Consider the following 26,503-nt stretch of genomic DNA (forward strand, 5'->3'; position numbering starts at 1 on the left):
TTACTCGAGACGAACAGCTGGAAGAGCTGATAGACCGATACCAGAACCTGGTATTTTCCATCTGCTACAAAATAACTGCCGACTACTTCACCGCCGAAGACCTGGCACAGGAAACCTTCCTGTCCGCATATGAAAAATACACCACCTTCGACGGCAGAAACGAAAAATCCTGGATTTGCAGAATCGCCACCAACAAAGCTTTAGACTATCTCAAGCATTCCGGCCGAAAGCAAATCCCCTCCGAAGACCAATACTTCACGGCCCAGGAGGATCAGAGTCAGACTCCGGAAGAAGCCTGTCTGGAAAAAGAGGTACGAGAAGAATTGTACCAGACCTGCAGGTCACTGAAACCGCCCTACGACGAGATAGCTCTGGACTACTATTACCACGAAATGGAAGCAGCCGAGATCGCTCAAAAGCGCAATCGCAACATAAAAACAGTCCAGACACAAATCTACCGTGCAAGAGGAATGCTCCGAAAACACTACGACAAAAAGGAGGGAAAGCGCGCATGAGAACAGAATACGACAAAATCAAAGATTTGGACGCCTACACCGAGCAGCTCATCCGCCAGGTAGAGAAAGAAGGCCTTATCAAAGCGCCGGCTCATATGAAGCAGGAAATCCTGGAGCGTTCAAAACGGCTTGACTACCAGCTGGCGGTAACCACCCGAAAGGTATCAAAGCAGATGCAGCTTTTCTTCTACAGCCTGAAAGTAGGGGCAGCCGTAGTAACAGCCCTGTTCTTACTGTTTATGGTGCCCAAGGAGATCCCCCAGGCAGAGCCCATAGCTCCGAAAGAGGCGGCAAGGCAGCAGGAAGAAACCCTGAACCGCAGGCTGAACAACGGCATGCGGGAACTCGACCAGATGCTGAACGAAATGCTGGACTGGGAGTGGAAGCAGAGCGGAAATTAAAAAAAATTAGGATATTGCGGAATTAAAAAAACAGCAATATCCCGACAGCGCCAGAAGGATTTACGGACACATGGCCTTGTGGCCGGAAATTCTTCTCAAAAAAGGGCGCTGGAGAGGATATTGCGGAACTATAAATGGAGGACGAAAAATGACAAAGAAAAAAAGCGGCTTTTTGACCTTTATATTCTCCTGGCTCCCAGGAGCGGGAGAAATGTATATGGGATTTATGAGAATGGGAGTCAGTCTGATGGGACTGTTTTGGGGAATCATAGCCCTGTCCATTTTCTTCAATACAGGATTTTTGATGCTTGTAGATGTGATAGTATGGTTTTACGGCTTCTTTCATGCCAACAACCTGCGCGCCATGGACGATGAAGACTTTTATGCACTGGAGGATCACTACCTGATTCCTGTAGATACGGACAGTGAATTCTGGAGCAAAATAACGATTGAGAAATACCGCAGGCTTTTGGCCGGAGTTTTGATCGTGTTCGGCGCAGCAGTACTGTGGAATTCCATTCTGGATTTACTTTACTGGATTTTCCCGGATTATGTATGGAATTATGTGAATAGCATCAGCCGTTTTGTTCCCCAGATTGTTCTGGGAATCGGAATCATCACAGTAGGAATCTTTCTGATCCGCGGCAAGAAACAGGAACTTTTAGAGGAAGATGGGGGGGAGGAGCATGCAGGAGAAGCAGAGCATTCGCATTCATAGAGTGGGAACCGTCACCTTCGGGCTGGTACTCGTAATCCTTGGCGTGTTGTGCCTGCTGAGACTCATTTTCCCGGTAGTGGACTATGAGCTGATCTTCCGCCTTTGGCCAGCCGTATTTATCTGTTTGGGCCTGGAAGTGCTTGTGAGCAGCCGCAGGCCGGAACGGCGTGTCGTCTATGACGGGGCGGCTATTTTCCTCTTGGTGCTTTTGATACTCTTCGCAATGAGCATGGCCGGCATGGACTGGATATTCACCCACTACCCAGAGTGCTCAAGCAGCGTGGTTACCTGGTAACAGAGGACAGGGAAAAAGCATAAGATAACATATCAGAGGCAGTATTCAATCATAAATAGGCTCCGATTTACGAAAACCTATCCCGTGCATATCCGGAATATGTTCTTATATGGAAAAAGCCTGCGATCCGCAAGAGGGGATCGCAGGCTTTTTGCGCAGATTTCTTTTGCCCTGGAAAGGCAGATCATGTATAATAAGAGTAATTGCACAGATGATAAGCTAAGAAGACAGGAATTGCGAACTGGAAACAAAATCGAACAGGAGATCCCCATGTATACCATAGTAATAGCAGACGATGAAGCCGAACTGCGCCAGGCGCTGGTTCGGCGGATTAACTGGAAGGAAGTAGGCTTCGAGGTTGTAGGAGAGGCAGAGAACGGCGCCGAAGCCCTGGAGCTTGTAGAAAAGCTGGAGCCCGACCTGCTCCTTACGGACGTTCGGATGCCCTTTATGTCCGGCATTGAGCTTGCCCGGGCAGTCCGGGAGATCCGCCCCAACATACAGATTGCCTTCCTAAGCGGCTTTGACGACTTCACCTACGCCCAGCAGGCCATTCAATATAACATCATCAGCTATCTCCTAAAGCCCATTTCCTCAAAAGAGCTGACAGAAGAGCTGAAAAAAATCAAGCAGAAAATCGACGTCAAATTTCAGGAATTTACCAAAAAAAATGCGGAGCAGGAACAGCAGAACCTTATGGTTTTCTTTATGCCCCTTCTTCTGGACTCCTTCTCTGACACCCAGGGAGAGGATAGGGAGGAGGCCCTGACCCAGGAGGCTGTAAGCCGGGGATTTATTAAGCCGGAGCATACGTATATGCACTATACAGTTCTGGTTACAAGCTTCTGGGACGAAAAAGGAAGGAACCGTACCTCCGAGGGCGACATGAATGCAGTAAATCTCATTCTGAGAAAATACATTCGCTATGTGAGCTTTTACACAGACGGCCGGATTGTATCCCTGTTAGCCGGAACCCGGACAAGCCTTACCAAATACCTGCATATCATTGTGGAGGATATATCCCAGAGTGTCAGGCGGATTATGAGCCTTACGGCCTCCATCGGTGTCAGCCGCATGGTGCCGGGGCTTGGACACTGTCACGAGGCATACCTGGAGGCTATGGATGCCCTTGGCTACGCCAGACGCAGCGACACCGGCGTTTCCTTTATTTCCGATATTGAGCGGACGGCCACACTGGACCAGGAAATGGTGCAGGCGGCTGTCAACGAGATTGAGAGCCTCCTTAGAAGCGGAACGGAGGAGGAGCTCCGGGCTTACCTGGAACAGCTTTTTGCAGATTTGGAGCAAGAGGATACCCCGGCCATGAATATTCAGCTTGTGATGGTACAGCTGATTGCAGCCGTATTCCGTGTGGTGAATGCAGTGGCGGACAGCGAAGCTATTCAGAATCTTCAGAAGACCTTCCCCCTTTTGGGACAGCTCTTTTTTGAAAATCCCAGGGAAATGAAGGAGCGCTATCTGGCTTTCTGTCTTGCGGCAAGGGAGCTGGCCGCCGAGCATCGGAAAAAAAGCAGCTCTGTAATCTGCGACCGGGCCCTGTCTATTATGGAGAGCCGGTTTATGGACCCGGAGCTGTCCTTGAATTCCATCAGCGGTGAGATTTCCGTGAGCCCCAATTACCTGAGCACCCTCATAAAACGCTCCACAGGCAGCACCTTTATTGATCTGCTCACCAGAAAGCGCATGGCCGCCGCCAAAAAGCTGCTTTTGGAGACTCCTATGAAGATCCGGGAGATTTCGGAAAAATGCGGCTACAACGATCAGCATTATTTCAGCTACTGTTTTAAAAAATACGAAGGCATTTCCCCCAATGCATGCAGGAGGAAGCATGAAGAAGGATAGGTGCAAGAGCCGGATCTCCCTTTCCGCCGTTATGACCTGTGTGGTTGTGGGGCTGGTGCTGACGGTGCTGGGATCGGTACTTTTCTTTTTTATTGATTTTTATCAGAGCTCCATGGAGCAGAATGCAGCCATCACCAGCGAGCAGGCTGTGGTGCAGGTGATGAATACGGTGGAGGACTACACCGAGGGCATGGCGGATTCCATGCGGCTGATTTCTGTCCACATGGGAACGCCCAGGGAGGAACGGGACGAATTTTTCCGCAGCTTTATGGAGATACGTTCCGATGTGGTGGCGGTTACCACTTACAATGAAGAAGGAGAGCTTTTGGACTGCTGGTCTGACGGCCTCAAGCGAAAAAGCACCATTTTGCAGAATCTTTCCTATATGGAGGAACCAAAGGGGAAGGGGCTGTGCATTTCCAAACCCCATGCGGAGACGCTTTTTGAAGAGTACTATCCCTGGGTGGTTACCATCTGCCAGAATATGAGGGATGCATCCGGGCAGGAACTTAAGGTTTTTATGGACATCCGCTTTTCCAATATTGCCAGGTATGTGGACGATGTGGGAATCGGACAGCATGGCTACTGCTATATCCAGGATACGGAGGGCAATCTCATCTACCATCCCCAGCAGCAGCTCATTTATTCCGGCCTGAAGGAGGAAATGACAGGGGAGCTTGAGAGCCTTCCCGACGGCTCCCATACCCGTACCAATGTGATTTATACCATTCATACGCTGGAAAACTGCAACTGGAGAGTGGTAGGCGTAAGCTATGTGGACGAGCTGATCACAGGCCGCGTGGAGGGAATGATACGCGTCTGCGTTGCGCTTTTGCTGCTGGTTCTTCTGACAGCGGTGCTGGTGGGCATGCTTTTTTCCTGGATGTTTGCCAAGCCTGCCAAGCGGCTTACGGGAGCTATGGAGGCCTTTGAGCAGGAGGCGGAGAACTTTCAGTTTGCGGCTGTGCGGGGAACCAGTGAGATTTCGGCCTTGTCGGACTCCTTCGGCCATATGGTAGTGCGGATCCAGGAGCTGATGGAGCAGGTGCGGCAGGAGGAAATCACCCTGCGCAAGACGGAGCTCAATGCGCTGCAGGCCCAGATCAATCCCCATTTCCTGTATAATACCCTGGATTCCATTGCCTGGATGTGCGAGGAGGATCGGACAAAGGAGGCGGTGGAGATGGTGAATGCCCTGGCCAGGCTGTTCCGCATCAGCATCAGCAAGGGACACGAGCTGATTACTTTGGAGCGTGAGGTGGAGCACGCCAAAAGCTATCTGAAAATCCAGAATTACCGCTACAAAAATCAGTTTACCTATGCTTTTGACGTGGAGGAAGGCTGTCTTTCCTACCTGTGCAATAAGATTACCCTGCAGCCTATTATAGAAAACGCCATTTACCACGGGATTGACCGTATGGTGGACGAGGGCTTTATCGAGATACGGATCCGGGAGGAGGAGACGGCTGTCCGGATAACCGTCACAGATAACGGCGTGGGCATGACCAGAGAGCAGTGCCAGGAGATTCTTCACCGGGAAGCAAAGGATCGGACGGGAATCGGCATCAAAAACGTTAACGACCGCATCCGCATCTACTTTGGGGAAGAATACGGGCTTCGCATCACAAGCGAGCCGGACGAAGGCACCTGCGTAGAAATCCGCATACCAAAGCTGAAACAGTGAGTAAGTGTGTCGAAGCGGCTTTACCCTTTAGCGCCGTCGCACAGCGACTTTAATAGGAGGTGAGGGATAATGAAGGAAAACAGAGTAATGGGCAGAGTTTCAGGCCGATGGCTGATTCTTTTGGGGGCGCTGCTCCTGGCAGGAAGCTATATCGTCGGAATCCGCTATATCATCGGCAATCTCAATGCATTTGAAAACGAGAGGGGAGAGGCCAACCGCCATTATGTGGCAGTCATTGCCAAGTCTACCACCTCCGCCTTCTGGAAATCCGTATTTGCCGGCGCCAATGCTGCCAGTACAGAATACAACTTAACTTTAACGGTGGAAGGCCCGGAAAATGAGGAGGACTACCAGACCCAGAACGAGATGATCCGGCGGGCCGCTGCAGACGGGGCGGAGGTGATTGTATTTTCCGCAGTAGATTATCAGGCCAATGCTGAGGCCATCAACGAGGCAGCCGGATCCGGGGTGAAAATCGTGATCATTGACAGTGACGTGGACAGCAGCCTGGTGAGCTGCCGTATCAGCACAGACAATTTCCAGGCAGGCAGAATGGCTGGAAAAGCCATTCTCTCGGAAGAAAAGGAAGAGCTGAATGTGGGAATTGTGAATTTTGATAAGAACTCTGCCAACGGCCAGCAGAGGGAGCAGGGCCTCAGGGAAGAGCTTTCAGGAGACAGCCGGGTGCGGATTGTAGACGCCGTCAATGTACTCTCCACAACCGAGGATTCCAAGGCGGGCACCATAGAAATGCTGAAAAACCATCCGGAGATCAATGTAATCGCCACCTTTAACGAGTGGACAAGCTTAGGCGTCAGCTATGCCATCCGGGAGCTGGGGCTGGCAGAGGAAACCTCCGTGGCGGCCTTTGACAGCAACGTGGTCTGTGTGGGAATGCTGGAAACAGGAGAGGTGGACGCGCTGATTGTGCAGAACCCCTACGCCATGGGGTATCTGGGCGTGGAATGCGCCTACAATCTCATCAACAATCTGCCTCTGGAGAGCATCCAGGTAGATACGTCCACAACCGTAATTACCAGGGAAAATATGTTCGAAGAGGAATGCCAAAAGGTATTATTTTCTTTTGACTGACAGGAAATAAGTAAGAATTTGTACAAAAAGAATAAAATTTTTAATGGAAATCCTCCTTAATTGTGGTATACTTATAAACGCAGGCACATGAAGAGCTTGTAAAAAATATATAGGGAGGATTTTTCATTATGAAAAAGAAAGTTTTAGCTGCATTGTTAAGCGTAGCAATGGTAGCAACCTTACTGGCAGGCTGCGGCAAGAAGGAAGCGCCCGCAGAAGCACCTGCTGAGACCGAAGCGCCGGCAGAGACCGAGGCACCTGCAGACACAGACGCAGAGGAGCCTGCAGAGACCGAGGCACCTGCAGAGGCAGCCGGAGATTTCGCTGACAAGAAGGTAGGCGTATGTATCTATCAGTTCTCCGATAACTTCATGACTCTGTTCCGTACAGAGCTTGAGAATTATCTCATCAGCTTAGGCTTTGCAAAAGAGAACATCACCATCCAGGATGGTCAGAATGACCAGGGAACACAGAGCAACCAGATTGATGCTTTCATCAATGACAAGGTTGACGTTCTGATTATCAACCCCGTTAACTCCTCTTCCGCAGAGACCATTACCGACAAGGTAGTAGGCGCTGGAATCCCGCTGGTATACATCAACCGCGAGCCGGACGAGTCCGAGGAGCAGAGATGGGCAGACAACAACTGGGATGTAACCTACGTTGGATGTGACGCACGTCAGTCCGGAACCATGCAGGGCGAGATGATCGTAGACCTGGGTCTGGAGAAGGTTGACATGAACGGCGACGGCAAGGTTCAGTACATTATGATCGAGGGCGACCCCGAGAACGTTGATGCAAAGTATCGTACCGAGTTCTCCGTTAAGGCTCTGACAGACGCAGGCTGGGAAGTAGAAGAGCTTGACGATCAGGTAGGTAACTGGGATCAGGTAAAGGCACAGGAGCTTGTATCCAATGCACTTGGCCAGCACGGCGAGAAGATCGAAGTTGTATTCTGTAACAACGACGCTATGGCTCTTGGAGCTCTTCAGGCAATTGATACCGCAGGCCGCAAGGTAGGCGAGGATATCTTCCTGGTAGGCGTTGACGCTCTGTCCGAGGCTCTTGAGAACGTAATCAACGGAACCATGACAGGTACTGTATTCAATGACCATATTTCTCAGTCTCACAGCGCGGCAGACGCAGCAGTGAACTATCTGACAGGTGCAGGCAACGAGCACTACATCGGATGTGACTATGTAAAGGTTACAACTGAGAATGCACAGGAAGTACTTGACAGCGTAAAATAAAAACATCTAAGAAACTGCAGGAATGAATCTGGTGCAGGTGTTGGAATTACGGCACCTGCACTTTTCATAATGAATGGAAATGATTGCTGTCCGCAGGATGGACAGCAGCTATGAATGAAACGATATGGTTATGAAAATCTGCAGATTGCGATCTGTATAATATAGAAAAAGAGAAGGAGGAGCAAAATGGCAGAGTATAAACTGGAGCTGAAAGGCGTCTGCAAGTCATTTCCCGGTGTCAAGGCACTGGATAATGTACAGTTGTCGCTCCGTCCCGGCACCGTACACGCACTGATGGGGGAAAACGGCGCCGGAAAGTCCACACTGATGAAGTGTCTGTTTGGTATCTACAAGATGGATGCAGGAGAGATCATTCTCGACGGAAAAAAGATTGAGATTGGGAACCCCGATGAGGCCATGAAGTACGGTATCGCCATGGTGCATCAGGAGCTGCAGCCCGTGCCGGCCAGAAGCGTAGGGGAGAATCTGTATCTGGGAAGATTTCCGGTGAAAAAATACGGCCCCCTGCAGGTGATTGATCACAAGGCCATGTATGCGGAAACAGAGAAATGGTTACAGGAAGTAAAGATGGATTTTGATCCCAAGGCTCTTCTTGGCACGCTGTCCGTGGGACAGATGCAGTCGGTGGAGATTGCCAAGGCTGTATCCCAGCAGGCTAAGGTGGTTATCTTTGACGAGCCTACCTCGTCCCTGTCAGACAATGAGGTGGAGGCTCTTTTCCGGATTATGAATGATCTTAGGGATAAGGGCGTAACCATGGTTTATATTTCCCACAAGATGGATGAGATTAAGCGGATTGCCGATGATATCACGATTATGCGTGACGGTACATACGTGGGAACCTGGCTGGCCGATGATATGAGCACCGACGATATCATCGCAAAGATGGTAGGCCGCGAACTGACCAATGTATATCCGCCCCGGGAAAATGAGCCCGGCGAGGTTATTATGGAGGTAAAGGATCTCTGTTCCATCCATGAAAAATCCTTCCAGCATATTAATTTTACCCTCCGCAAGGGCGAGATTCTGGGCTTCGGCGGCCTGGTTGGCGCACAGAGAACGGAGCTGATGGAGGGAATCTTCGGTATCCGCGGCGTGGAGACAGGGGAGATTCTCATAAATGGCAGTCCGGTAAAAATCAAGCATCCCAAGGACGCCATGAAAGCCGGTATCGGATTGATTACGGAAGATCGCCGGGGCAACGGTATCTTCGGCTGCCTGTCCATCAAGGATAATGTAGGCGTATCCATTTACAATAAGTATCTGAAGGCTGGGTTTGTTCTGGATCACAAGAAGATTGACGGCATTGTGGATGAGAACATCCAGAAGCTGCGGATCAAAACGCCCAGTATGAAGGAGCATATTGCAAATCTTTCCGGAGGTAATCAGCAGAAGGTGATTGTTTCTCGCTGGCTTGCAAATGATCCGGATGTACTCATCATGGATGAGCCTACGAGAGGTATCGACGTAGGCGCCAAGCACGAGATCTACGAGATTATGAACGAGCTGGCCAAGCAGGGGAAGGCGATTATTATGATCTCCTCTGAGATGGCGGAGCTTTTGGGAATGTCGGACAGAGTCTATGTGATGTGCAACGGAAAGATCACCGGTGAGATTACGGAAGAGCAGGAGATGAACCAGGAAAGCGTTATGGGCTATGCGACCCAGTTCTGATGGCGAAGGAGGATGGATAGAATGGAAAAAACGAAGAAAAAACAAATAACAGATTTTTTGATTAATAACGGCGTTATTATCGTTATGTTTATCCTGGTAATTTATACAGGATTTACCACCGATAATTTCTTTACAAGCAACAACATTCTGAACCTGCTGGTGAACATGAGCTCCCGTCTGGTGATTGCTCTTGGTATCGCGGGCTGTGTTATCACCGCAGGCTGCGACCTGTCAGCCGGACGTATGATTGGTTTCGGAGCTTGTATCTCGGGTGTGCTTCTGCAGCGTATGGATTATTCCCAGAAGTTCTTTCCTGATATGGAGCCCATGAATGTCTTTCTGGTGGCAGTGATTGTTATGCTGATATGTGCGGCCTTCGGTTCGATTACCGGATTCTTTATTGCATACTTAAGCGTGCCTCCCTTTATTGCCACTCTGGCTATGATGGAGATTGTGTACGGTATTAACATGATCTTCACCAACGCAACTCCCCTGGGCGGCTATGTGAGCGATTATACCAATGTGGCAAGCGGCAGATTCTTAGGGATCAGCTATCTGATCTGGATTGCGATTATTGTGGCGGCTATTACCTGGTTTATTTTCAATATGACCCGTCATGGAAAATACATGTATGCAGTGGGCGGCAATCCCCAGGCGGCAGAGGTGGCCGGTGTTCCGGTAAAGACCACGCTGATTCTTATCTATATGAAGGCGGCGGCTATGTACGGACTGGCGGGCTTTATGCTTGGCGCAAAGGCCGGCGGCGCTTCCGTAAACTTAGGTCTGGGTTATGAGATGGAGGCCATTGCGGCATGTACCATCGGCGGCGTATCCGTTACCGGCGGCCGTGGACGCGTGACCTCGGCTATCGTCGGAGTTACCGTATTCGAGCTGCTGAAGCTGGCTCTTCAGTACCTTGGAATGGATGCGAATGCACAGTGGATTGCAATTGGTATCGTTATCTTTATTGCTATCTCTCTGGATATCCGGAAGTATATTGCGAAGAAATAAAGTTGTGTGTGAAAAAAACGGCGGCTGGAAGAGATTCCTGCCGCTGTTTTTCTTAACTCGATTATACAAAGCTGTTGGTCTGGGGATCGTATTGATAATCAATTCCCCCCAGGGTAATTTCAAGAGCCTTGCGATCCAGGTTCAGGCTTGTACACAGCTCATCCAGACCGGGGTAGTAGTCGCGCAGCTGCATGTTGATCCAGCTTAGCAGCATAAATGGGTCTTTTGGGATCATGGCGCTTCTCCTTATTTTGATTTGGCAGATTTGTGATATTGACGTTACTGGCCGCGGAGAGGACAGTAACCTAATGCCATTTCTTATTTAACAACAAAAGGGGAAAACTTGCAAGTGCATCTTATTTCTGGTACACTTATACAAGTTGGATAAAAACTGGAAAACAGTAATATCCCTCAAAGTGCACAAATCGATTTACAGATGCATGTATTTGCGTCTGGAAATTGATTTCATACCCGTGTAATTTGAGGGATATTACGGAACTGGAATAGGAGAAAGAGATGGAGAAACGAGTGATAGATCCGGAAAAGAGAAAGCAGGTGCAGAGGACTACTACAAGAGCAGTTATCGGTATTACTTTGGTGATTGTGGCTTATGTGGCTTATGCAATGATTACGAAAAACCTTAATATCTTTATTTTTGAGGCAATGCTGATGACCTTTGTAGCTGCTTATGTGATATTGAATGATTTCGTGGAGCCTTACCGCCTGGGGATATTCGAAGGAATGACGGTGGGACAGAAAGAAGGCTTTATAAAGATTCTTGTACTGGATGCGGTGGGAATAGGTGCGGTGCTGTACTGGATTCTTGGCATGGGGAATGCGGAGAATGTAAACAACAGTATTTTTCCGCTGCTGATCTATATTATTTCCGCACAGTGGAAGCGTAAATTCCGTCCGGAGTTTGAAGGGACTGATGGGGAGGAACAGGAAGAGAAAGAAGAATCATAGCAGGTTCTGCACCAGAGGGTGTTGGGAAGAAGTCGGCCGGCTTTTCCGACACCCTCTTCTGTAATGGCGCTCTGCTGCATATATTAGGATAACGAGAAAATGTGTTTGGGAGCGTACAAGGTGAATAAGGAAAGGACAGCCGGCTTTCCGGCGTGGAAGCGGGGGCTTTTGGCGGGTGTGATTGGACTTGCAGCGGTGGGAGCTGCGGCCGGTATACGGGACAGGCAGAATGAGGGCGGCAGGGCCATGGTGATGGGAGACGCCTCTGAGGAGGGTGCGCCTTCCGGGAATATGGCCGGGGAGAACAAGGATACAGAGACAAAAAAGATTGCGCTGACTTTTGACGACGGCCCCCATCCCCGTTACACAGAGGAGCTTCTGGACGGGCTGGCAAAGCGGAAGGTAAAAGCTACCTTTTTCCTTTTGGGACAAAATATTGAAGGCCGGGAGGAGATCATTAAGCGGATGGCCCAGGAGGGCCACTTGATTGGAAATCACACCTATTACCACGTGGATATCACACAGCTTCCCCAGAAGGAGGCATGCCGGGAAATTCTGGATACCAGCGAAAAGATTACGGCGATTACGGGACAGCCGGTGGAGTATATCCGTCCCCCCTTTGGGAACTGGGACAAGGAGCTGGAATATGAGGTGATGATGCTTCCTATTTTCTGGTCTGTGGATACCCTGGACTGGACGACCAAAAATGAGGATCAAATTGTCCAAAAGGTAGTGACGAAAATCGAAGAAAATGATATTATTTTAATGCATGATTCTTACGACAGCACCGTGAAGGCGGCTCTTCGAATCATTGATCTTCTGCAGGCGGAGGGCTATGAATTTGTGACGGCGGATGAACTGATATTAGAGTGATGGGAAGCAAAAGGCGGAGGAAATACCATACATGGATAACAGCATGGATTTGTTTGATTATATGCGGAAAAATACATTGGAGCAGGAGGCGCCCCTGGCCTCCCGGCTGCGTCCAAGGTCTCTGGAGGAGATTGTGGGGCAGCGGCACATTCTGGGGAATGACAAGCTGCTTTACCGGGCTATCAAGGCGGATAAGCTGAGTTCTCTTATTTTTTACGGGCCTCCGGGCACAGGCAAGACCACCATTGCCCGGGTGATTGCCAACACCACCAAGGCAAGCTTTACCCAGTTAAATGCCACAGTGGCCGGAAAGAAGGATATGGAGGCGGTAGTTTCCCAGGCAAAGGACAACTTAGGGATGTATGGGAGAAAGACCATTCTCTTTGTAGACGAGATTCACCGCTTTAACAAGGGGCAGCAGGATTACCTTCTTCCCTTTGTGGAGGACGGTACGGTGATTCTCATAGGAGCCACCACGGAGAATCCTTATTTTGAGGTCAACGGGGCTTTGATTTCTAGATCTGTTGTGTTTGAACTGAAGGCGTTGGAGCCGGGGGATGTGAAGGAGCTGATCCGCCGGGCCGTTTACGATGTGGAACGGGGAATGGGCGCTTACGGCGCGGAGATTACAGAGGACGCGGCGGAATTTCTGGCGGATATTGCAGGGGGCGACGCGCGGGCGGCCCTCAATGCGGTGGAGCTTGGGGTTCTGACCACGGAGAAGGGAGAGGACGGGAAGATTCATCTCACCAGAGAGGTGATTTCCGAGTGCATCCAGAAGCGCGTGGTTCGGTACGACAAGACGGGGGACAACCATTACGATACGATTTCCGCCTTTATCAAAAGCATGAGGGGATCGGATCCGGATGCGGCGGTTTATTATCTGGCGAAGATGATTTATGCTGGGGAGGACGAACGGTTTATTGCCAGGAGAATTATGATCTGCGCTTCGGAGGATGTGGGGAATGCAGACCCTATGGCGCTGACGGTGGCGGTGTCTGCGGCCCAGGCCGTGGAGCGCATTGGTTTTCCGGAGGCCCAGATTATCCTGGCCCAGGCGGCGGCTTACGTGGCCTGTGCGCCCAAGAGCAATTCAGCGGTGAACGCCATCGGGAAGGCCATGGAATCTGTGAAAAGCCGCCGCACCAGTGTTCCGGTTCATCTCCAGGACACCCATTATCCCGGGGCAAAGAAGCTGGGACACGGAACCGGGTATAAGTATGCCCATGATTACCCCAATCATTATGTGGAACAGCAGTATCTGCCCTCGGAGATTGAGGGGGAGATATTTTACGAGCCTTCGGAAAATGGGTATGAGAGGGAAATCAGGGAATATTTTAAGAAGATAAAGGGATTTTCCGAAAAAGGTTCTGCAGAATCATATCCTGCAGAACCCCATTAATGCCTGATCTCTTATGCGGTTTCCGGTTCTGGGTATTCCAGGCCGAAGGTTTCGGCGGTTACGGACTTCATTACCTGGGGCGTCATGGGCTGGTCGCTGTAGTCTGTAGGAGTCTCGGCAATCTGATTCACAACCTCAAGGCCCTCAATGACCTTTCCAAAGGCCGCGTAGGCGCCGTCTAAGTGAGGGCTCGTCTTGTGCATCACGAAGAACTGGGAGCCCGCAGAATCGGGATCCATGGCTCTGGCCATGGAGAGTACGCCGGGGGTATGCTTCAGATCGTTGGGGAAGCCGTTCTGTGCGAATTCTCCCTCGATGCAGTAGCCGGGGCCGCCCATGCCGTTTCCGTCCGGACAGCCGCCCTGGATCATAAAGCCCATAATGACCCGGTGAAAGGTAAGGCCGTTGTAGAAGCCTTTATTTACCAGGCTTAAAAAGTTGCAGACAGTGTTGGGAGCGATATCAGGATAAAGCTCTGCCTTGAAGCTTTGTCCGTCCTCCATTTCAAAAGTGACAATTGGATTTTGTGCCATTTTTTATAATCTCCTTTTCGACTTGTTCGTGGTAACTGTGTGAACATTAACCCTTATTTTAGCGGAAAAGGGGAGATTCGTAAAGGAGTTTTTTGCAAAATGCTGAAAGGGATCCTTATTGCTGTTTCGGAAGCGCTGCTTCTTGAACAGACTCTTACAAGGGAAAACCTGCCCTGGGTGGAGATAAAGCGTCAGGAGACGGCTGATTTTTTGATGGCGCTGGAACGCCTGGGGGCGGAGAAGGGGGAGGTTTTGTGCCTGGTGGAGACAGATCGGGAGGAAAAGATTGCCCTGGATCTTGGATTTTTCTGTGTGGGATATCTGAACCCCGCTCTGCCGGAGGAGCGTCTGAACGGATGCCGGATCCTTCTGGAGGGCTTCCAGGAGATTGACAAGAGCTTTCTTCAGAATGTCCATACCCGTGCCCTGGGGCTTCCGGTGCTGATTGCGGAGACAAAGCGGCTGTTGATTCGGGAAATGACTCTTTCGGATCTGGATCAGATCAATGCCCTCTACCGGGAGGAGCCTTCCGTAACCCTGTCGCCGGAGCTGGCTCTTGACCGGCGGGAGGAGGAAGAGAAGATCAAGGCTTATATCGCCTACATGTATGGCCTCTACCAGTTCGGCATGTGGGTGGTGATTGAGAAAAAGAGCCGGAAAATGATTGGACGGGCCGGCTTTGGCATTGCCGATTATCTGGATCTTACAGAGATTGACATGGGGTATCTCATTGGGAAGAAGTACCGCAGACAGGGCTACGGGGAGGAGGCCTGCCGGGCAGCGTTGTCTTATGGACGGCAGGTATTGGACTTTCCAGGGGTCAGCGCTTATATTGATCAGGAAAACGCAGGCTCTCTAAGACTGATTGAAAAGCTGGGGTTTCGGCAGGAGCGAAGCTTTGATTACCGGGAACGGCATTTGTGCAGATATTATCTGGAGTTTGAAAGATAGATGAGAAAAGGAGTGGAATGACAAATTTGAGAGACGAATTTGAACATATTCGAAAAGATGAGAATGTGCGCCAGAGCCTTATTTCCATAAAGGCAAAGCTTCGAAACGGCCAGGGACTACAAGAGCTTAAAACCCTCTTTCAGGAGGAGCCCCAGGCGCTGCTTTCCAAGCTGAGACATGAGGATGCCAAGGTGCGGAAAAACGCAGCCCTGGTGTTGGGAAGCCTGGGAACGCTTGTCTGCCGGGATGCATTGTGGAAGGCTTACGGCCAGGAGACCCAGCGGTTTGTGAAAAGCGTTTACCCGGAGGCGCTGAAGGGCTGTGATTGCGGGGAATTGCTGGAAGGGCTTAAGGAGCGGAGGAAGGCCCTGCTGGCGGAGGAGGAGACTCCTGAGACAGGGAAGCACCGTCAGGAGGAGCTGCGTGCCCTGAATGCTTTGCTGGCACAGTATGAGAAGACGAAAGGACATCGGTTTACAGGTCTTTCAAGGCCTTCGGATGTGATTCTCGTTACGCATCGGGACTACCGGGAGGCGACGCTTGGGCAGATTTCAGAGGGACAGTGCGTGCTTTTGAAGGCGGGCGTCAAGGTACTGGGAGGAAATCCGGAGGCGCTTATGAAGCTTCGCACCTTTCGGGAGCTTTTGTTCTGTCTGGATACGGCAAAAGAGATTTCCAGGGAGCAGGCGGAGGAGGGGCTTGCCGCTTCGAATCTGCTGCCGCTTCTTAGGGAACTTCACCAGGGGGAAGGGCCCTTTTACTTTCGGATTGAGTGCAGGAGCCGGATGACCCTGGAGGAGCGCAGCGCATTTACAAAGAAGCTGGCTGCCCGTCTGGAAGTGCTGACTGGGGGACAGCTTGTGAATTCTACCTCGGATTATGAGCTTGAGCTGCGCCTGGTGGAGACGAGGGAAGGGGGATTTTATCCTCTGCTGAAGCTGTTTACCCTTCCGGATAGGCGGTTTGCTTATCGGAAGAACAGTGTGGCCGCTTCCATCCGCCCGGAACAGGCGGCGCTTTTTATGGAGCTTGCAGGAGAATACTTAAAGGAGAATGCCCGGGTTCTGGATCCTTTCTGCGGTGTGGGGACTATGCTGATTGAGCGGAATTACCGGGCGCATGCGGATACCCTCTATGGGGTGGATATCTATGGCCCGGCCATTGCAGGAGCCAGGGAGAATACGGAGATTGCCCGGATGCCGGCCCATTATGTGCACCGTGATTTCCGGGATTTTACCCATACGTATCCGTTTGATGAGATTGTGACGAATTTTCCGGCTAAGGGGAAGACCAGGAACGGCCATGAACTGGAATTCCTTTATGGGAGATTTTTTGATCGGGCGGAAGAGCTATTGTGCCCCGGGGGGCTGATACTGCTTTACAGCCACGACCCGGCATTTGTGCAAAGACAGATCCGGGAGCATAAGGATATGAGGCTTTTGAAGGAGTGGCCTATGGGAGATAAGGAGGGAAGCTGTCTGTTTGCCTTACGCTATGAGCCGTAACGGCCCATATCCTAGCTTGAAAAATTTCCTGTGCCGGTAAAATTTTAACTTTACAGGCCTTTACAAAAATGCTATAGTTAAAAAAAGAGAAAATAAAGTTAAAATGGAGACGGCACAGTGAGTTTTAAAGAAGAAAAGCGGGAAAAGATTAAAAGATACATATTAGATAAAGTTGATATGAATCAGAAGGATTTGGCCAGGAGGACGGCAAATACATTTGAGATCTCTTTAAATACCGTGTACCGCTATGTCAGGGAGCTGGAAGAGCAGAGGATTATAGAAAAAAAGGACGGCCGGTATGTGTTTGTGGAAAAGGTGGAAACGGTTCGTCTAAGACTTTCCAAAAGGGAGCGGCTGGAGGAAGACGATGTTTACATAAAATACATCGATAAATTTGTAAATGGGCTGCCGGATAATGTGCAGAGAATCTGGCAATACTCCTTTACGGAAATGATGAATAATGCAATTGAACATTCCGAGGCTGCCCTTGTAACAATCATGGTTGTTCAGAATTACTTGAATACGGCTATTTTTATAGTGGATAACGGAATTGGAATATTCCGGAAAATCAAGGAATACTATTCTTATGCCTCTCTGGATGATGCTGTAAATGAGCTTTTCAAGGGAAAACTGACAACGGACAAGAAGAATCATTCGGGAGAAGGTATTTTTTTTACATCAAGAATACTGGATCGGTTTGCGGCGGTATCCGACAGTAAAATCTTTTCCCATGACAAATATACAGAGCTGCTGCGTAATCTGGAGGATATAAAAGCCTTAAAGGATTGGAAGGAACGAAAAGGAACTGTAGTTTATATGGAGCTTTCGAATTACAGTAATAAGATCTTAAAAGAGGTGTTCGATATGTTTGCGGATGTTGACGGCGGATTTACGAGAACTCATATTCCTATCAAGAACATTTATGAAATGTACCCGGTATCCCGTTCACAGGCAAAGCGTCTGTGTCACAGATTTGAGAATTTTAAGGAGATAGAGCTTGATTTTCAAGGTATCAGTGAGATCGGGCAGGGCTTTGCCCATGAAATCTTTGTGGTGTTCCAAAATGAGCATAAGGATGTGAAGCTGGTTCCGACTCATATGACAAAGGAAGTGGAGCGGATGATTTACCATGTAACCAGTACATCGCTGCACTAGCAGGATGCAGGCTTGAAGCACAGGAAAGGGAAGAATGGATAAAATGCGGATGATGTGGAAACAACGGATGGGACAAAGGGCTGTCAGATGTTCTGCGCTTCTTTCGCTGCTTGCGGTTTTTCTGATACTGTCCGCATGCGGCAGGCAGGAGAATGAGGAGGAGACGCTTATTATGCGCGCGGAAAATGCGAAGGCTGTGAGCGGAGAAGCACCTGCCCTGGCTCTGGTGCTGGCCAGCCGGGACGGAGCGGAGAATGAAGAGCTGATCAAAAGCTTCCGGGAGACGGCAAAGGAACAGGGTGCAGAGCTTCTGGTCCGGCTTCCCGATGTGTCGGAGGAGGAAGCCAGGGAAGCCAGGGAGCTGGCAGGGAGCTTTGTTCTGTGTGAAGTGGATCCCATTGAATACCAGATGCTTTTACTCAATGAGCTGGTGGCGGAGGAGGCAGACGTGATCGTCATCCACCCCAATCACAGCGAAGCCTTAGAGCCGGTTCTTGCGGCTGCCAGAGCCGTGGGAATCCGTATCTGCGCCTTCGGACAGGAGGTGGGAGAGGAAAGCTGCGATATTTATACAACAGCCGGGGAAGCGCCCCAGGCGGCGGCAGGGCTCCTGCAGGCAGAAGAGTAAACGAAAATAAAAAGACCCTCACAGCTTTTTTCCGGCTGCTGTGAGGGTTAAATTTTTTGCAGGGCACTTTTATTCCAGATTCAACCGCTTTGTCATAAAGTGGTTGGTCAGCACAAAGGCGCCGATACCCAGTGCCAGAGAGAATACAAGAGAAAATGCGATATTGAACCAGAAATAGGATGTATCACTAAAACCGGAACCGTACATATTTATTCCGAAGAAAATACTGTTTACACTCATATTTTCCATGTAACCGATACCGCTTAAAGCGGTAACAATGGAGCTGAGCATGTTGGCAGCAAATTTGTAGCCCATATAAATTCCAATGGATGCAAGCACTTTATGGTCATTGAAGCTGTGGCCGATGGAAATGCACATATAGATAATCACCGTACCGGCAATGGTATCTATGAGTCCGGTCAGAAGGAACATAGGAACGCCGATACCTGCCGGCACCCCGAATATCTGGGGGAAGGAACGCCATATATCCTCCCAATAATAGCCGAAAAACCGGAAGAAGTCTTTGTTTGCCAGCATAGCAAAGACGGAAAGGCAGATGAGCAGCCCGTCTGCAATCTGCCATACGACAGATACGGTAAGCTTGGTAAAGATATGCTCCGCCGCAGAGGCCGGAAGGGTGTGCATGAGATACCCTTCATCCGTAAAAAGATTTTTGCGGAACCGGAGGATATCCAGGTACAGCCAGGTGATTACAAAAATGGCAATCAGCGCAATGACGTAAGCGGAAACCAGCATCACGTCCATAAGCCCTTCCCACATGCGCAGGGTGTAGTTATCGTAGTTTACATGTTCCCGATTCATAACAAATTGAACGTAAAAGCGTCCGATAATGGTAATGACCACCAGTCCCAGGTGCAAAGGGATCATCAGCCGGTTCACGGCTCTGAATTCATGCTTTAATAATTTTCCTAACATCTGAACACCTCCCGGAAAAGAGCGTCTACGGACTTGCCCTCCTGCTCCCGAATTTCATCTACAGAGGCTGTCAGGCGGATGTGTCCGTTCTGGATAAAAATTACATCATCCAATACATTTTCAATATCGGAAATCAAGTGGGTGGAGATCAGCACTGACGCCCGTTCATTGTAGTTGGTGATAATGGTCTGGAGAATGTAGTCTCTGGCCGCCGGGTCTACGCCGCCGATGGGCTCATCCAGGCAGTAGAGATCCGCATCCCGGCTCATCACCATAATGAGCTGGACCTTTTCCTTGGTGCCCTTGGACATGGAGCTTAGGCGGTCCTTCTCGTCGATATTCAGCCGGTGGAGCATTTCTATCGCCCGGTTCCGGTCAAAATCACTGTAAAAATCGCAGAAGAAATTCAGAATATCCGTAACCTTCATCCAGCTGTTAAAATAAGTCCGCTCCGGCAGATAGGAGACTACTTTTTTCGTCTCTGGCCCGGGGATCTCTCCGTTGATAAGAAGCACTCCTTCTGTAGGCGCAAGCAGGCCATTGATAAGCTTGATTAATGTGGTCTTTCCGCTGCCGTTGGGGCCGAGAAGACCGATGATGCGGCCTCGTTCAATGGTTAAGTTTATGCTGTCCAAAGCTGTCTTGTAGCCATAACGCTTTGTCAGGTTATGGCAGCTTAGCAATTGTTCCATCATTGTCCCCCCTTTAGCTCCTGTTCCAGAAGCCGTTTGATATCTTCCTTTTTAAATCCCAGTTGTTCCATGTTTTTGAGGAAAAGCTGAATCTGTTCTCTTGCAAGCTGTTCTTTGATTTCTGTCATTTTTGCTGTATCCTCCGTGATAAATCTGCCGCTGGTCCGCTGGGTGTAGACAAGACCGCTGCGTTCCAGTTCTGTCAGTGCCTTCTGCATGGTGTTGGGATTGACGGATGCCTCCATCGCCAGATCCCTTACAGAAGGAAGTTTGTCGCCTGGCTGGTATGCGCCGGCGATTATGTTGGTTTTGATGACGTCCACGATCTGCAGGTAGATGGGACGGGAATCATCAAGAATCCAGGCCATATAGTCACTCCTTTCCTTGATTCGCCCATGTTTTTTGGGCATAAAGGTATACCTGTAAGGTGTTTCCTTGATTCGCCCATGTTTTTTGGGCATAAAGGTATACCTGTAAGGTGTTTCCTTGATTCGCCCGTGGTTTTGGGTGATTTCCATTTTTTTCTAGGGGGGGGGGTAAAAAGGGTTTGTGGTTTTACCCTCCCCGGCCCCCTCCGGTCAGGAGGGTGTTTTGTAATACGGGTGTGTCATTGTATCATTGTATTACTTTAGTAATACAGTAATTCTTTTTGATTTAAATGTCAAGGGGGTAAGGGAATATTCAGAATTTCTTAAGAATGAGGGGGGACGTAACAGTACCTTCGGTCTGCTGCAAAGCCGCTTCCTGGGCTTTTCCGTATCCCCGGCAATAAGGAATCCTCCCGCCTTGCGGGCCCCTCCTTATCACAGCGGTTCGGACGGTTCGCGTACAGTCTGTCTGCTCTGTGTGGACATTGCTTTTTGGTCATTATGTTGATTGGTTTTGGGCAATGTCCGCCCATATCAGACAGTCTGTGCGCGAACAGCCGGACACTGGATATCGGAAAAGCCCAGGAAACGGCTTTGCAGCAGACCGAAGGTACTGTTACTGGTTGTGGAGGTGGAGAGGGAGAGGGGCGTTTGGGCTTGTTTTGAGGGTGGGGGGCGTGGTATGATGGGGGAAATGAAAAAAGGAGGGCGGCTTATGTATCGGGAAGTGGCGAAGCTGGTGTTGTATAGGGATCTGGGAGAGGATAGTATTTTGAGGGGGCTGTCGGGGATTTTTGAGGATTGGGAGAAGAAGAAGGGGGAGGGGGCGGATCTGACTGCCCGGATTTATGAGCAGATTAAGAAGCTTTTGGATGTGTCTACGATGTATGGGTTTGATAGGAATCTGTGGCATAATTATCTGACTTTTATTCTTTTGACGAATGAGAATTCCTTTAGTATGACGAGTGAGAAGGCGGGGGCTAATGAGGGGAGTGTGAATCATTTTGCCAAGGGTGATTTTCGTGTGTTTAAAAGGCTGTTTGATTTTGATTTCGGGCCTATCGAGAGGGCGCTTGGCATTGACTGCTTTTCAACTGTCTGCAATTATAAGGCGATTGGGAAGAAGGAGCGTATGTACAATAAGAATGTGAGTGAGAAGGTGCAGGCGGTGAGCCTTCGGATTGAGGAGGCGAAGGATGAGGAAGAGATTTTTACGATTGTGACGGATTTTTATAAGGCTTATGGGGTTGGAATGTTTGGGCTTAATAAGGCGTTCCGGATTAAGAGTCTGCCGGAGGGGGTGGAATTTCTGCCTATTAATAATACGGAGCAGGTGCTGCTTTGTGATTTGGTGGGCTATGAGCTGCAGAAGCAGAAGCTGATTGATAATACGGAGGCTTTTGTGAAGGGGCTGCCGGCGAATAATGTGCTGCTTTTTGGGGACAGCGGTACGGGTAAATCTACCAGTATTAAGGCTATTTTGAATGAGTATTACGATAAGGGCCTTCGGATGATTGAGATTTACAAGCATCAGTTCCAGGATTTGTCGGCGATTATTGCGCAGATTAAGAATCGGAATTATCGGTTTGTTATTTATATGGATGATTTGTCTTTTGAGGAATTTGAGATTGAATATAAGTTTTTGAAGGCTGTGATTGAGGGAGGGATGGAGACGAAGCCGGATAATGTGCTCATCTATGCTACCTCTAATCGGAGGCATATTATCCGGGAGACCTGGGGGGATCGGGATGATATGGAGACGGACAATGGGATGCACCGGTCTGATACTATGCAGGAGAAGCTGTCTCTGGTGGCGCGGTTTGGTGTGACTATCTGTTACTCGAAGCCTTCGCAGAAGGAGTATTTCAAGATTGTCACTGAATTGGCGAAGCGGTATCCGGAGATTACTTTGTCTGAGCAGGAGCTTTGCGCCAAGGCTAATCAGTGGGAACTGAGCCATGGCGGAATCTCCGGGCGGACGGCGCAGCAGTTTATTAATTATCTGGCTGGGCGGACAGTTGGGTAAAACTTCAAGCTGAATGCAGGATAAAGCATGTAAGCGGATGGCAGCAGAGGGACGAAAAGAAGGCAAAGCGGAAGGGCGGAAAGAAGGAATAGAACAGGGAATCAAGGCTTTTATAGAAATCTGCCAGGAAAATGCTATGCTAAGAGAGGCTGCTTTTTCCAAGCTGATGGAGAAGTTCTCCCTTACCTCTGATCTTACGAAGGAATATCTGGAAAGATTCTGGAAAACACAATCATAAATATTGTTGTTTTCCAGATCTTCCCGGTGATGCCGTGAGTAGCGGCTGGATATTTTGCTGCTGACAAGATTTTATGTTGTGGTGGAAACGTTGTTTACTGCGGCAGCCTTAGCGGTTTCGATAGATTTAACTATAAGATATTTTACTTTCTGGGAGTTCTTGTATAACAGTCTGTGCGCGATCCCCCAGGCGTTTCCGGGCCAGGTTCATAAACTGCCCGGCAGCCCCTTCCGATTTAAAAACAAAGGCGTTTCTGGCGGATGTCTGCTCTTCTTCTTCCTGGTAATAAACATAAACTGTGTAAGAGGTGTAAGTATGGCGTACTTTACCGGTACGAAAATGCATGATCTCGGTTTTAGAGTACATTCTTTCTGCACGGCTGCTGTCTGCGAGTACAATTTGGCCGGATTCGTGAAAAATGATCCAATAGCGTTCGCCTAAAGTGGCGCAGGCGCAGGTCTCCTTACCCTGTTCCCGGACTACCCAGGAATCGTCAGCTTCCAGTAGATTCTGTGCAATTGCTTCCCGTTCCGTCTGGACGGGATAGAGCTTTTCAAAAGCCTTGCTGTAACACTTTAGAAGCCGGTCAGGGTTAAAGGTCACGCCTATGCCAAGTAAAAAAGGCAGGCCAAAGATCTGCCCAATGAGCAGCCCGAGAGACAGATGGACGATTATAATATAGAAAACAGTGTATTTCAGGTAGAAACCAATGGCAGTCAGGCCGGCCGCCATAAGGAACATTATGAGAAAAGCTGTACGAAACTGATGCAGGCCTCCCTTTTTGCACCAGTCTGAGAGCCAGGGAAGCTGTTTCTTAAGAAACAGAGTAACCGGACTTCCCGGATTTTTCGACAGAAAATCTTTACCGGCTCTTTTAGGAAGCAGGCATATAAGGGCAATGAGCAAAAATAGCAGATTGATTCCGATTACAACCATGCAGAGACGGTATTCCCAGGTGGAAACCCCGCGGATAAAGCCACAGTCCAGTACATACCAGCTGGATTGCGCCAGAGCCTCCGCGCGCTGTGCTTCCGTTCCCTTAAAATTCGTGTTTGTCAAAGACTCGGAAAGCGCCGTTATTGCATCAGAGCTTTCGATCAGAGTAAAGGAACCAGATACCGTTACGGGCTTTAACTGGGATTCCAGGTCATCGCCCCAGGCTTCCTTTGTCTGCTCGGACATATTTGCAGCCCGCAGAAGCCGGTCAAGGTCATTGGAGGCTTCCTTAGACACAATAATCTTAAAAAATGCCTGGCGTCCTTCGTCATAGACAATATAGGCCTTCCGTTTAACACGACCGGGATCTCCGGTATAGTACTCATCCGGGTAAGAGGCTACAGGATAGGTAACTTGGCAGGACAGATAGCTGCCCTCCGCCTGTTCAAAAGACATGTTGTCCGAAAGCGGAGACGGCCCGGCCAGAATCTTCAGAATACCCTCTCCGGCAGCAATGCCCATCAGGAGAATAACGGATAGCGTGATAACGACTACGCTGATTTGTGCTGTTCGCTTCATTTGTATAAACCTCCTCAAAAAGTCAAGAAAAACGAGAGCATTACTTCAGTAGAAGCTCTACCGGACAGTGATCGGAACCGAAAATGTCCGTGTGGATTTTTGCATCCTCCAGGCGGTGGGTGATCCGTTCTGACACAATAAAGTAATCAATCCGCCATCCGGCATTTTTTTCCCGGGCGCGGAACCGGTAGGACCACCAGGAGTAGATGCCCTCCGTATCCGGATAAAAGTGCCGGAAGGTGTCCACAAAGCCGGATTCCAGCACATGGGTCATTTTTGCCCGTTCTTCATCGGTGAAGCCTGCATTTTTCCGGTTGGTTTTCGGGTTTTTCAGATCGATCTCCTTGTGGGCTACATTCAGATCGCCGCAGTAGATTACTGGCTTTTTTCCGTCCAGATTCTTGATGTAGCGGAGAAAATCATCCTCCCATTTCATTCGATAGTCAAGCCTTGCGAGACCGTCCTGGGAATTGGGGGTGTAGACGGTTACCAGGTAGAAGTCGGAAAATTCCAGGGTGATGACCCGGCCTTCGTGGTCGTGTTCTTCCACGCCGATTCCATAAGACACAGACAGGGGCTCTGTTTTGGTAAATACGGCCGTACCGCTGTAGCCCTTTTTCTCTGCGTAATTCCAGTATTGCTGATAGCCGGGGAGATCAAGCGCAATCTGCCCCTCCTGCAGCTTGGTCTCCTGGAGGCAGAAAATGTCTGCATCCAGCTTCTTAAAATCCTCCATAAAATTTTTCCCTACGCAGGCCCGCAGGCCGTTCACATTCCAAGAAATTAGTTTCATAGTGTTTCTCCTATTCCAGTTCCGTAATCTCTCTCTCAGTACACGAGTAAGAAATCAATTTCCAGCCACAAAAACATGTGTCTGTAAATTGATTTGTGCACTGAGAGAGATTACTGATTTCCAGTTCCGTAAGCGCCTTCCAGTACACGAGATATAAAATCAATTTCCAGCCGCCAAAAACATGCGTCTGTAAATCGATTTGTGCACTGGAAGGCACTTACTGTTTCCGGTTCTGCTTACTGGGCACTTGCCGTTTTTGGCAGAAAAAGAATTGCTTTTTCCTTATATATTACATATAATGATAATAGTTGCAATTGATCTGATTATAGAGACTTTTAGACGGAAAGTAAAGGGGAAAGGATGAGGGAAATGGAAAAGGTATATGACGTTACAGCGATTGGAGAACTGCTGATTGATTTTACGGAAAATGGAGTGAGCTCCCAGGGAAATCCCCTGCTTGAGGCTAATCCCGGCGGCGCACCCTGCAATGTGCTTGCCATGCTGAATAATCTTGGCAGAAAGACAAGCTTTATTGGAAAAGTGGGGGATGATCAGTTTGGAAGAACCTTAAGAGACACTTTAGTGGAGCTTGGTATCGGAACAGATAACCTTCTTTTGGATAAAGTGGTGCACACTACGCTGGCTTTTGTACACACGGCTGCAGACGGCGACCGTGATTTCTCCTTTTACCGGAAGCCGGGGGCTGATATGATGCTTAAGGAGGAAGAGGTTCAGGAGGATATGATTGCCCAGAGCAGGATTTTGCATTTCGGTACGCTGTCCCTTACGGATGAGCCGGTGCGCAGCGCCACAAGAAAGGCCCTGGAGTATGCCGAAAAGCATGGGGTAATGGTGACCTTTGACCCGAATCTCAGGCCGCCGCTGTGGAACAATCTGCAGGATGCCAAGGAGCAGATCTGGTTTGGCCTGTCCAAATGCTCTGCCGTGAAGATGTCCGAGGAGGAGCTGGAGTTTATCACCGGAGAGAGAAGCCTGGATCGGGGCGTGGAGGCAGTGCGGAACCGCTTTGATATTCCCCTTATCTGCATTACCATGGGAAAGAAGGGCAGCTGGGCTTATTATGGGGATCATGTATGTGTGGAGAAGGCGGGCTTTGTCCAGGAGAATACCATCGAGACAACGGGGGCAGGCGATACATTCTGTGCAAGTATGCTGAATTTTATTCTGGATCATGGCCTGGAAAATCTGACCGAGGAGAATCTTGCGGAAATGCTGACCTTTGCCAATGGGGCAGCTTCTATCATCACCACACGTAAGGGCGCCCTCCGGGTGATGCCTACCGTGGAGGAGATAAAGGCTTTGATCGGGTGAAAAGATTGAAAATACGATTTTTAATCTAAAGTTTGTGTCTCAAAGGAAGGTGCAGGCACATTTGCT

General features: G+C 49.5%; 27 protein-coding genes. 20 read left to right on the forward strand and 7 right to left on the reverse strand.

Translation table 11 applies throughout. The features are described 5' to 3' along the window. Positions 1 to 26: 26 nt before the first annotated feature. The 10 genes from VV089_RS24510 (at position 27) to VV089_RS24555 (ending at position 10,524) form a co-directional block, all read left to right on the forward strand. Positions 27 to 515 (forward strand): RNA polymerase sigma factor, encoded by a 489-nt coding sequence (locus VV089_RS24510; protein WP_334337832.1) that lies wholly within the window; start codon positions 27 to 29, stop codon positions 513 to 515. Further along, positions 512 to 916: a hypothetical protein gene (locus tag VV089_RS24515; protein WP_172543027.1), complete on the forward strand. Its 405-nt coding sequence runs from the start codon at positions 512 to 514 to the stop codon at positions 914 to 916. Before VV089_RS24510 ends, VV089_RS24515 begins: the two co-directional genes overlap by 4 nt. A gap of 148 nt (positions 917 to 1,064) precedes the next feature. Next, entirely contained in the window at positions 1,065 to 1,634 is a 570-nt protein-coding gene (locus VV089_RS24520; protein ID WP_172543026.1) for a hypothetical protein, read from the forward strand. After that, positions 1,603 to 1,929, forward strand: coding sequence for a LiaI-LiaF-like domain-containing protein (locus VV089_RS24525; protein WP_172543025.1), 327 nt, complete (start codon positions 1,603 to 1,605; stop codon positions 1,927 to 1,929). The genes VV089_RS24520 and VV089_RS24525 overlap by 32 nt, the downstream gene beginning before the upstream one ends. Positions 1,930 to 2,199: 270 nt before the next feature. After that, complete coding sequence (locus VV089_RS24530; protein ID WP_172543024.1) at positions 2,200 to 3,792, forward strand: response regulator; 1,593 nt, start codon at positions 2,200 to 2,202, stop codon at positions 3,790 to 3,792. After that, positions 3,779 to 5,476: a cache domain-containing sensor histidine kinase gene (locus VV089_RS24535; protein ID WP_172543023.1), complete on the forward strand. Its 1,698-nt coding sequence runs from the start codon at positions 3,779 to 3,781 to the stop codon at positions 5,474 to 5,476. The genes VV089_RS24530 and VV089_RS24535 overlap by 14 nt, the downstream gene beginning before the upstream one ends. 69 nt (positions 5,477 to 5,545) lie before the next feature. Further along, positions 5,546 to 6,568, forward strand: coding sequence for a substrate-binding domain-containing protein (locus VV089_RS24540; RefSeq protein ID WP_334337766.1), 1,023 nt, complete (start codon positions 5,546 to 5,548; stop codon positions 6,566 to 6,568). A gap of 128 nt (positions 6,569 to 6,696) precedes the next feature. Beyond that, a complete protein-coding gene (locus tag VV089_RS24545; protein ID WP_172543022.1) occupies positions 6,697 to 7,818 on the forward strand; it encodes a galactose ABC transporter substrate-binding protein in 1,122 nt (373 codons plus the stop codon). Positions 7,819 to 8,004: 186 nt separating this feature from the next. Continuing rightward, the gene (locus tag VV089_RS24550; protein ID WP_334337767.1) at positions 8,005 to 9,513 is read left to right on the forward strand and encodes a sugar ABC transporter ATP-binding protein; all 1,509 of its coding nucleotides are present in this window, start codon (positions 8,005 to 8,007) and stop codon (positions 9,511 to 9,513) included. A gap of 21 nt (positions 9,514 to 9,534) precedes the next feature. Then, a complete protein-coding gene (locus tag VV089_RS24555) occupies positions 9,535 to 10,524 on the forward strand; it encodes a galactose/methyl galactoside ABC transporter permease MglC (protein WP_172543020.1) in 990 nt (329 codons plus the stop codon). Between the two features lie 61 nt (positions 10,525 to 10,585). On the opposite strand, the gene VV089_RS24560 is transcribed toward VV089_RS24555, so the two are convergent. Continuing rightward, positions 10,586 to 10,759, reverse strand: coding sequence for a DUF4250 domain-containing protein (locus VV089_RS24560; RefSeq protein WP_172543019.1), 174 nt, complete (start codon positions 10,757 to 10,759; stop codon positions 10,586 to 10,588). A gap of 281 nt (positions 10,760 to 11,040) precedes the next feature. On the opposite strand from VV089_RS24560, the gene VV089_RS24565 reads away from it, so the two are divergent. The 3 genes from VV089_RS24565 (at position 11,041) to VV089_RS24575 (ending at position 13,765) form a co-directional block, all read left to right on the forward strand. Further along, positions 11,041 to 11,490, forward strand: a complete 450-nt coding sequence (locus VV089_RS24565; protein ID WP_334337768.1) for a hypothetical protein — start codon at positions 11,041 to 11,043, stop codon at positions 11,488 to 11,490. A 246-nt stretch (positions 11,491 to 11,736) separates the two neighbouring features. After that, positions 11,737 to 12,363: a polysaccharide deacetylase family protein gene (locus VV089_RS24570; RefSeq protein WP_442891622.1), complete on the forward strand. Its 627-nt coding sequence runs from the start codon at positions 11,737 to 11,739 to the stop codon at positions 12,361 to 12,363. A gap of 43 nt (positions 12,364 to 12,406) precedes the next feature. Then, complete coding sequence (locus VV089_RS24575; RefSeq protein WP_334337834.1) at positions 12,407 to 13,765, forward strand: replication-associated recombination protein A; 1,359 nt, start codon at positions 12,407 to 12,409, stop codon at positions 13,763 to 13,765. A gap of 11 nt (positions 13,766 to 13,776) precedes the next feature. Here the strand turns inward: VV089_RS24575 and VV089_RS24580 are convergent, their stop codons facing one another. Next, complete coding sequence (locus VV089_RS24580) at positions 13,777 to 14,298, reverse strand: peptidylprolyl isomerase (protein WP_334337769.1); 522 nt, start codon at positions 14,296 to 14,298, stop codon at positions 13,777 to 13,779. Positions 14,299 to 14,397: 99 nt separating this feature from the next. Here VV089_RS24580 and VV089_RS24585 point away from each other — a divergent pair, with 99 nt between their 5' ends. The 4 genes from VV089_RS24585 to VV089_RS24600 all read left to right on the forward strand — a co-directional run bounded on the left by VV089_RS24585 (position 14,398) and on the right by VV089_RS24600 (position 18,537). Next, a complete protein-coding gene (locus VV089_RS24585; RefSeq protein ID WP_172543016.1) occupies positions 14,398 to 15,249 on the forward strand; it encodes a GNAT family N-acetyltransferase in 852 nt (283 codons plus the stop codon). Positions 15,250 to 15,266: 17 nt separating this feature from the next. Further along, the gene (locus tag VV089_RS24590) at positions 15,267 to 16,754 is read left to right on the forward strand and encodes a TRM11 family SAM-dependent methyltransferase (protein WP_334337770.1); all 1,488 of its coding nucleotides are present in this window, start codon (positions 15,267 to 15,269) and stop codon (positions 16,752 to 16,754) included. A 117-nt stretch (positions 16,755 to 16,871) separates the two neighbouring features. Then, positions 16,872 to 17,909 (forward strand): STAS-like domain-containing protein, encoded by a 1,038-nt coding sequence (locus VV089_RS24595; RefSeq protein ID WP_334337771.1) that lies wholly within the window; start codon positions 16,872 to 16,874, stop codon positions 17,907 to 17,909. Between the two features lie 34 nt (positions 17,910 to 17,943). After that, positions 17,944 to 18,537, forward strand: coding sequence for a hypothetical protein (locus VV089_RS24600; RefSeq protein WP_334337772.1), 594 nt, complete (start codon positions 17,944 to 17,946; stop codon positions 18,535 to 18,537). Positions 18,538 to 18,606: 69 nt separating this feature from the next. Here the strand turns inward: VV089_RS24600 and VV089_RS24605 are convergent, their stop codons facing one another. The 3 genes from VV089_RS24605 to VV089_RS24615 are packed head-to-tail and all read right to left on the reverse strand — an operon-like array spanning position 18,607 to position 20,533. Then, on the reverse strand, positions 18,607 to 19,473 hold the full coding sequence (locus VV089_RS24605) for a hypothetical protein (RefSeq protein WP_334337773.1): 867 nt from the start codon (positions 19,471 to 19,473) through the stop codon (positions 18,607 to 18,609). Continuing rightward, a complete protein-coding gene (locus VV089_RS24610; RefSeq protein WP_172543028.1) occupies positions 19,467 to 20,165 on the reverse strand; it encodes an ABC transporter ATP-binding protein in 699 nt (232 codons plus the stop codon). The genes VV089_RS24605 and VV089_RS24610 overlap by 7 nt, the downstream gene beginning before the upstream one ends. Beyond that, positions 20,165 to 20,533: a GntR family transcriptional regulator gene (locus VV089_RS24615; protein WP_160565215.1), complete on the reverse strand. Its 369-nt coding sequence runs from the start codon at positions 20,531 to 20,533 to the stop codon at positions 20,165 to 20,167. The genes VV089_RS24610 and VV089_RS24615 overlap by 1 nt, the downstream gene beginning before the upstream one ends. A 715-nt stretch (positions 20,534 to 21,248) precedes the next feature. On the opposite strand from VV089_RS24615, the gene VV089_RS24620 reads away from it, so the two are divergent. Together VV089_RS24620 and VV089_RS24625 are read left to right on the forward strand one after the other, a co-directional pair. After that, the gene (locus tag VV089_RS24620; protein ID WP_334337774.1) at positions 21,249 to 22,559 is read left to right on the forward strand and encodes an ATP-binding protein; all 1,311 of its coding nucleotides are present in this window, start codon (positions 21,249 to 21,251) and stop codon (positions 22,557 to 22,559) included. Positions 22,560 to 22,596: 37 nt separating this feature from the next. Next, positions 22,597 to 22,797 (forward strand): hypothetical protein, encoded by a 201-nt coding sequence (locus tag VV089_RS24625; protein ID WP_172543010.1) that lies wholly within the window; start codon positions 22,597 to 22,599, stop codon positions 22,795 to 22,797. Between the two features lie 126 nt (positions 22,798 to 22,923). On the opposite strand, the gene VV089_RS24630 is transcribed toward VV089_RS24625, so the two are convergent. Together VV089_RS24630 and VV089_RS24635 are read right to left on the reverse strand one after the other, a co-directional pair. Next, positions 22,924 to 24,312: a DUF6709 family protein gene (locus tag VV089_RS24630; RefSeq protein ID WP_334337775.1), complete on the reverse strand. Its 1,389-nt coding sequence runs from the start codon at positions 24,310 to 24,312 to the stop codon at positions 22,924 to 22,926. Positions 24,313 to 24,352: 40 nt separating this feature from the next. Then, complete coding sequence (locus VV089_RS24635) at positions 24,353 to 25,105, reverse strand: exodeoxyribonuclease III (protein ID WP_334337776.1); 753 nt, start codon at positions 25,103 to 25,105, stop codon at positions 24,353 to 24,355. A 369-nt stretch (positions 25,106 to 25,474) separates the two neighbouring features. Here VV089_RS24635 and VV089_RS24640 point away from each other — a divergent pair, with 369 nt between their 5' ends. Then, positions 25,475 to 26,437, forward strand: coding sequence for a carbohydrate kinase family protein (locus VV089_RS24640; protein WP_334337777.1), 963 nt, complete (start codon positions 25,475 to 25,477; stop codon positions 26,435 to 26,437). Positions 26,438 to 26,503 lie beyond the last annotated feature (66 nt).

This window comes from Candidatus Merdisoma sp. JLR.KK011 (genome assembly GCF_036941125.1).
Classification (GTDB): Bacteria; Bacillota; Clostridia; order Lachnospirales; family Lachnospiraceae; genus Laedolimicola.

Coding starts and splice junctions, on each gene's coding strand:
- VV089_RS24530 (WP_172543024.1), top strand. CDS start 2,200: ATGTATACCATAGTAATAGCAGACGATGAAGCCGAACTGCGCCAGGCG.
- VV089_RS24635 (WP_334337776.1), bottom strand. CDS start 25,105: ATGAAACTAATTTCTTGGAATGTGAACGGCCTGCGGGCCTGCGTAGGG.
- VV089_RS24575 (WP_334337834.1), top strand. CDS start 12,407: ATGGATTTGTTTGATTATATGCGGAAAAATACATTGGAGCAGGAGGCG.
- VV089_RS24520 (WP_172543026.1), top strand. CDS start 1,065: ATGACAAAGAAAAAAAGCGGCTTTTTGACCTTTATATTCTCCTGGCTC.
- VV089_RS24620 (WP_334337774.1), top strand. CDS start 21,249: ATGTATCGGGAAGTGGCGAAGCTGGTGTTGTATAGGGATCTGGGAGAG.
- VV089_RS24515 (WP_172543027.1), top strand. CDS start 512: ATGAGAACAGAATACGACAAAATCAAAGATTTGGACGCCTACACCGAG.
- VV089_RS24605 (WP_334337773.1), bottom strand. CDS start 19,473: ATGTTAGGAAAATTATTAAAGCATGAATTCAGAGCCGTGAACCGGCTG.
- VV089_RS24590 (WP_334337770.1), top strand. CDS start 15,267: ATGACAAATTTGAGAGACGAATTTGAACATATTCGAAAAGATGAGAAT.
- VV089_RS24540 (WP_334337766.1), top strand. CDS start 5,546: ATGAAGGAAAACAGAGTAATGGGCAGAGTTTCAGGCCGATGGCTGATT.
- VV089_RS24640 (WP_334337777.1), top strand. CDS start 25,475: ATGGAAAAGGTATATGACGTTACAGCGATTGGAGAACTGCTGATTGAT.
- VV089_RS24585 (WP_172543016.1), top strand. CDS start 14,398: ATGCTGAAAGGGATCCTTATTGCTGTTTCGGAAGCGCTGCTTCTTGAA.
- VV089_RS24535 (WP_172543023.1), top strand. CDS start 3,779: ATGAAGAAGGATAGGTGCAAGAGCCGGATCTCCCTTTCCGCCGTTATG.
- VV089_RS24580 (WP_334337769.1), bottom strand. CDS start 14,298: ATGGCACAAAATCCAATTGTCACTTTTGAAATGGAGGACGGACAAAGC.
- VV089_RS24630 (WP_334337775.1), bottom strand. CDS start 24,312: ATGAAGCGAACAGCACAAATCAGCGTAGTCGTTATCACGCTATCCGTT.
- VV089_RS24545 (WP_172543022.1), top strand. CDS start 6,697: ATGAAAAAGAAAGTTTTAGCTGCATTGTTAAGCGTAGCAATGGTAGCA.
- VV089_RS24550 (WP_334337767.1), top strand. CDS start 8,005: ATGGCAGAGTATAAACTGGAGCTGAAAGGCGTCTGCAAGTCATTTCCC.
- VV089_RS24610 (WP_172543028.1), bottom strand. CDS start 20,165: ATGGAACAATTGCTAAGCTGCCATAACCTGACAAAGCGTTATGGCTAC.
- VV089_RS24555 (WP_172543020.1), top strand. CDS start 9,535: ATGGAAAAAACGAAGAAAAAACAAATAACAGATTTTTTGATTAATAAC.
- VV089_RS24525 (WP_172543025.1), top strand. CDS start 1,603: ATGCAGGAGAAGCAGAGCATTCGCATTCATAGAGTGGGAACCGTCACC.
- VV089_RS24615 (WP_160565215.1), bottom strand. CDS start 20,533: ATGGCCTGGATTCTTGATGATTCCCGTCCCATCTACCTGCAGATCGTG.
- VV089_RS24600 (WP_334337772.1), top strand. CDS start 17,944: ATGGATAAAATGCGGATGATGTGGAAACAACGGATGGGACAAAGGGCT.
- VV089_RS24565 (WP_334337768.1), top strand. CDS start 11,041: ATGGAGAAACGAGTGATAGATCCGGAAAAGAGAAAGCAGGTGCAGAGG.
- VV089_RS24570 (WP_442891622.1), top strand. CDS start 11,737: ATGGTGATGGGAGACGCCTCTGAGGAGGGTGCGCCTTCCGGGAATATG.
- VV089_RS24625 (WP_172543010.1), top strand. CDS start 22,597: ATGGCAGCAGAGGGACGAAAAGAAGGCAAAGCGGAAGGGCGGAAAGAA.
- VV089_RS24560 (WP_172543019.1), bottom strand. CDS start 10,759: ATGATCCCAAAAGACCCATTTATGCTGCTAAGCTGGATCAACATGCAG.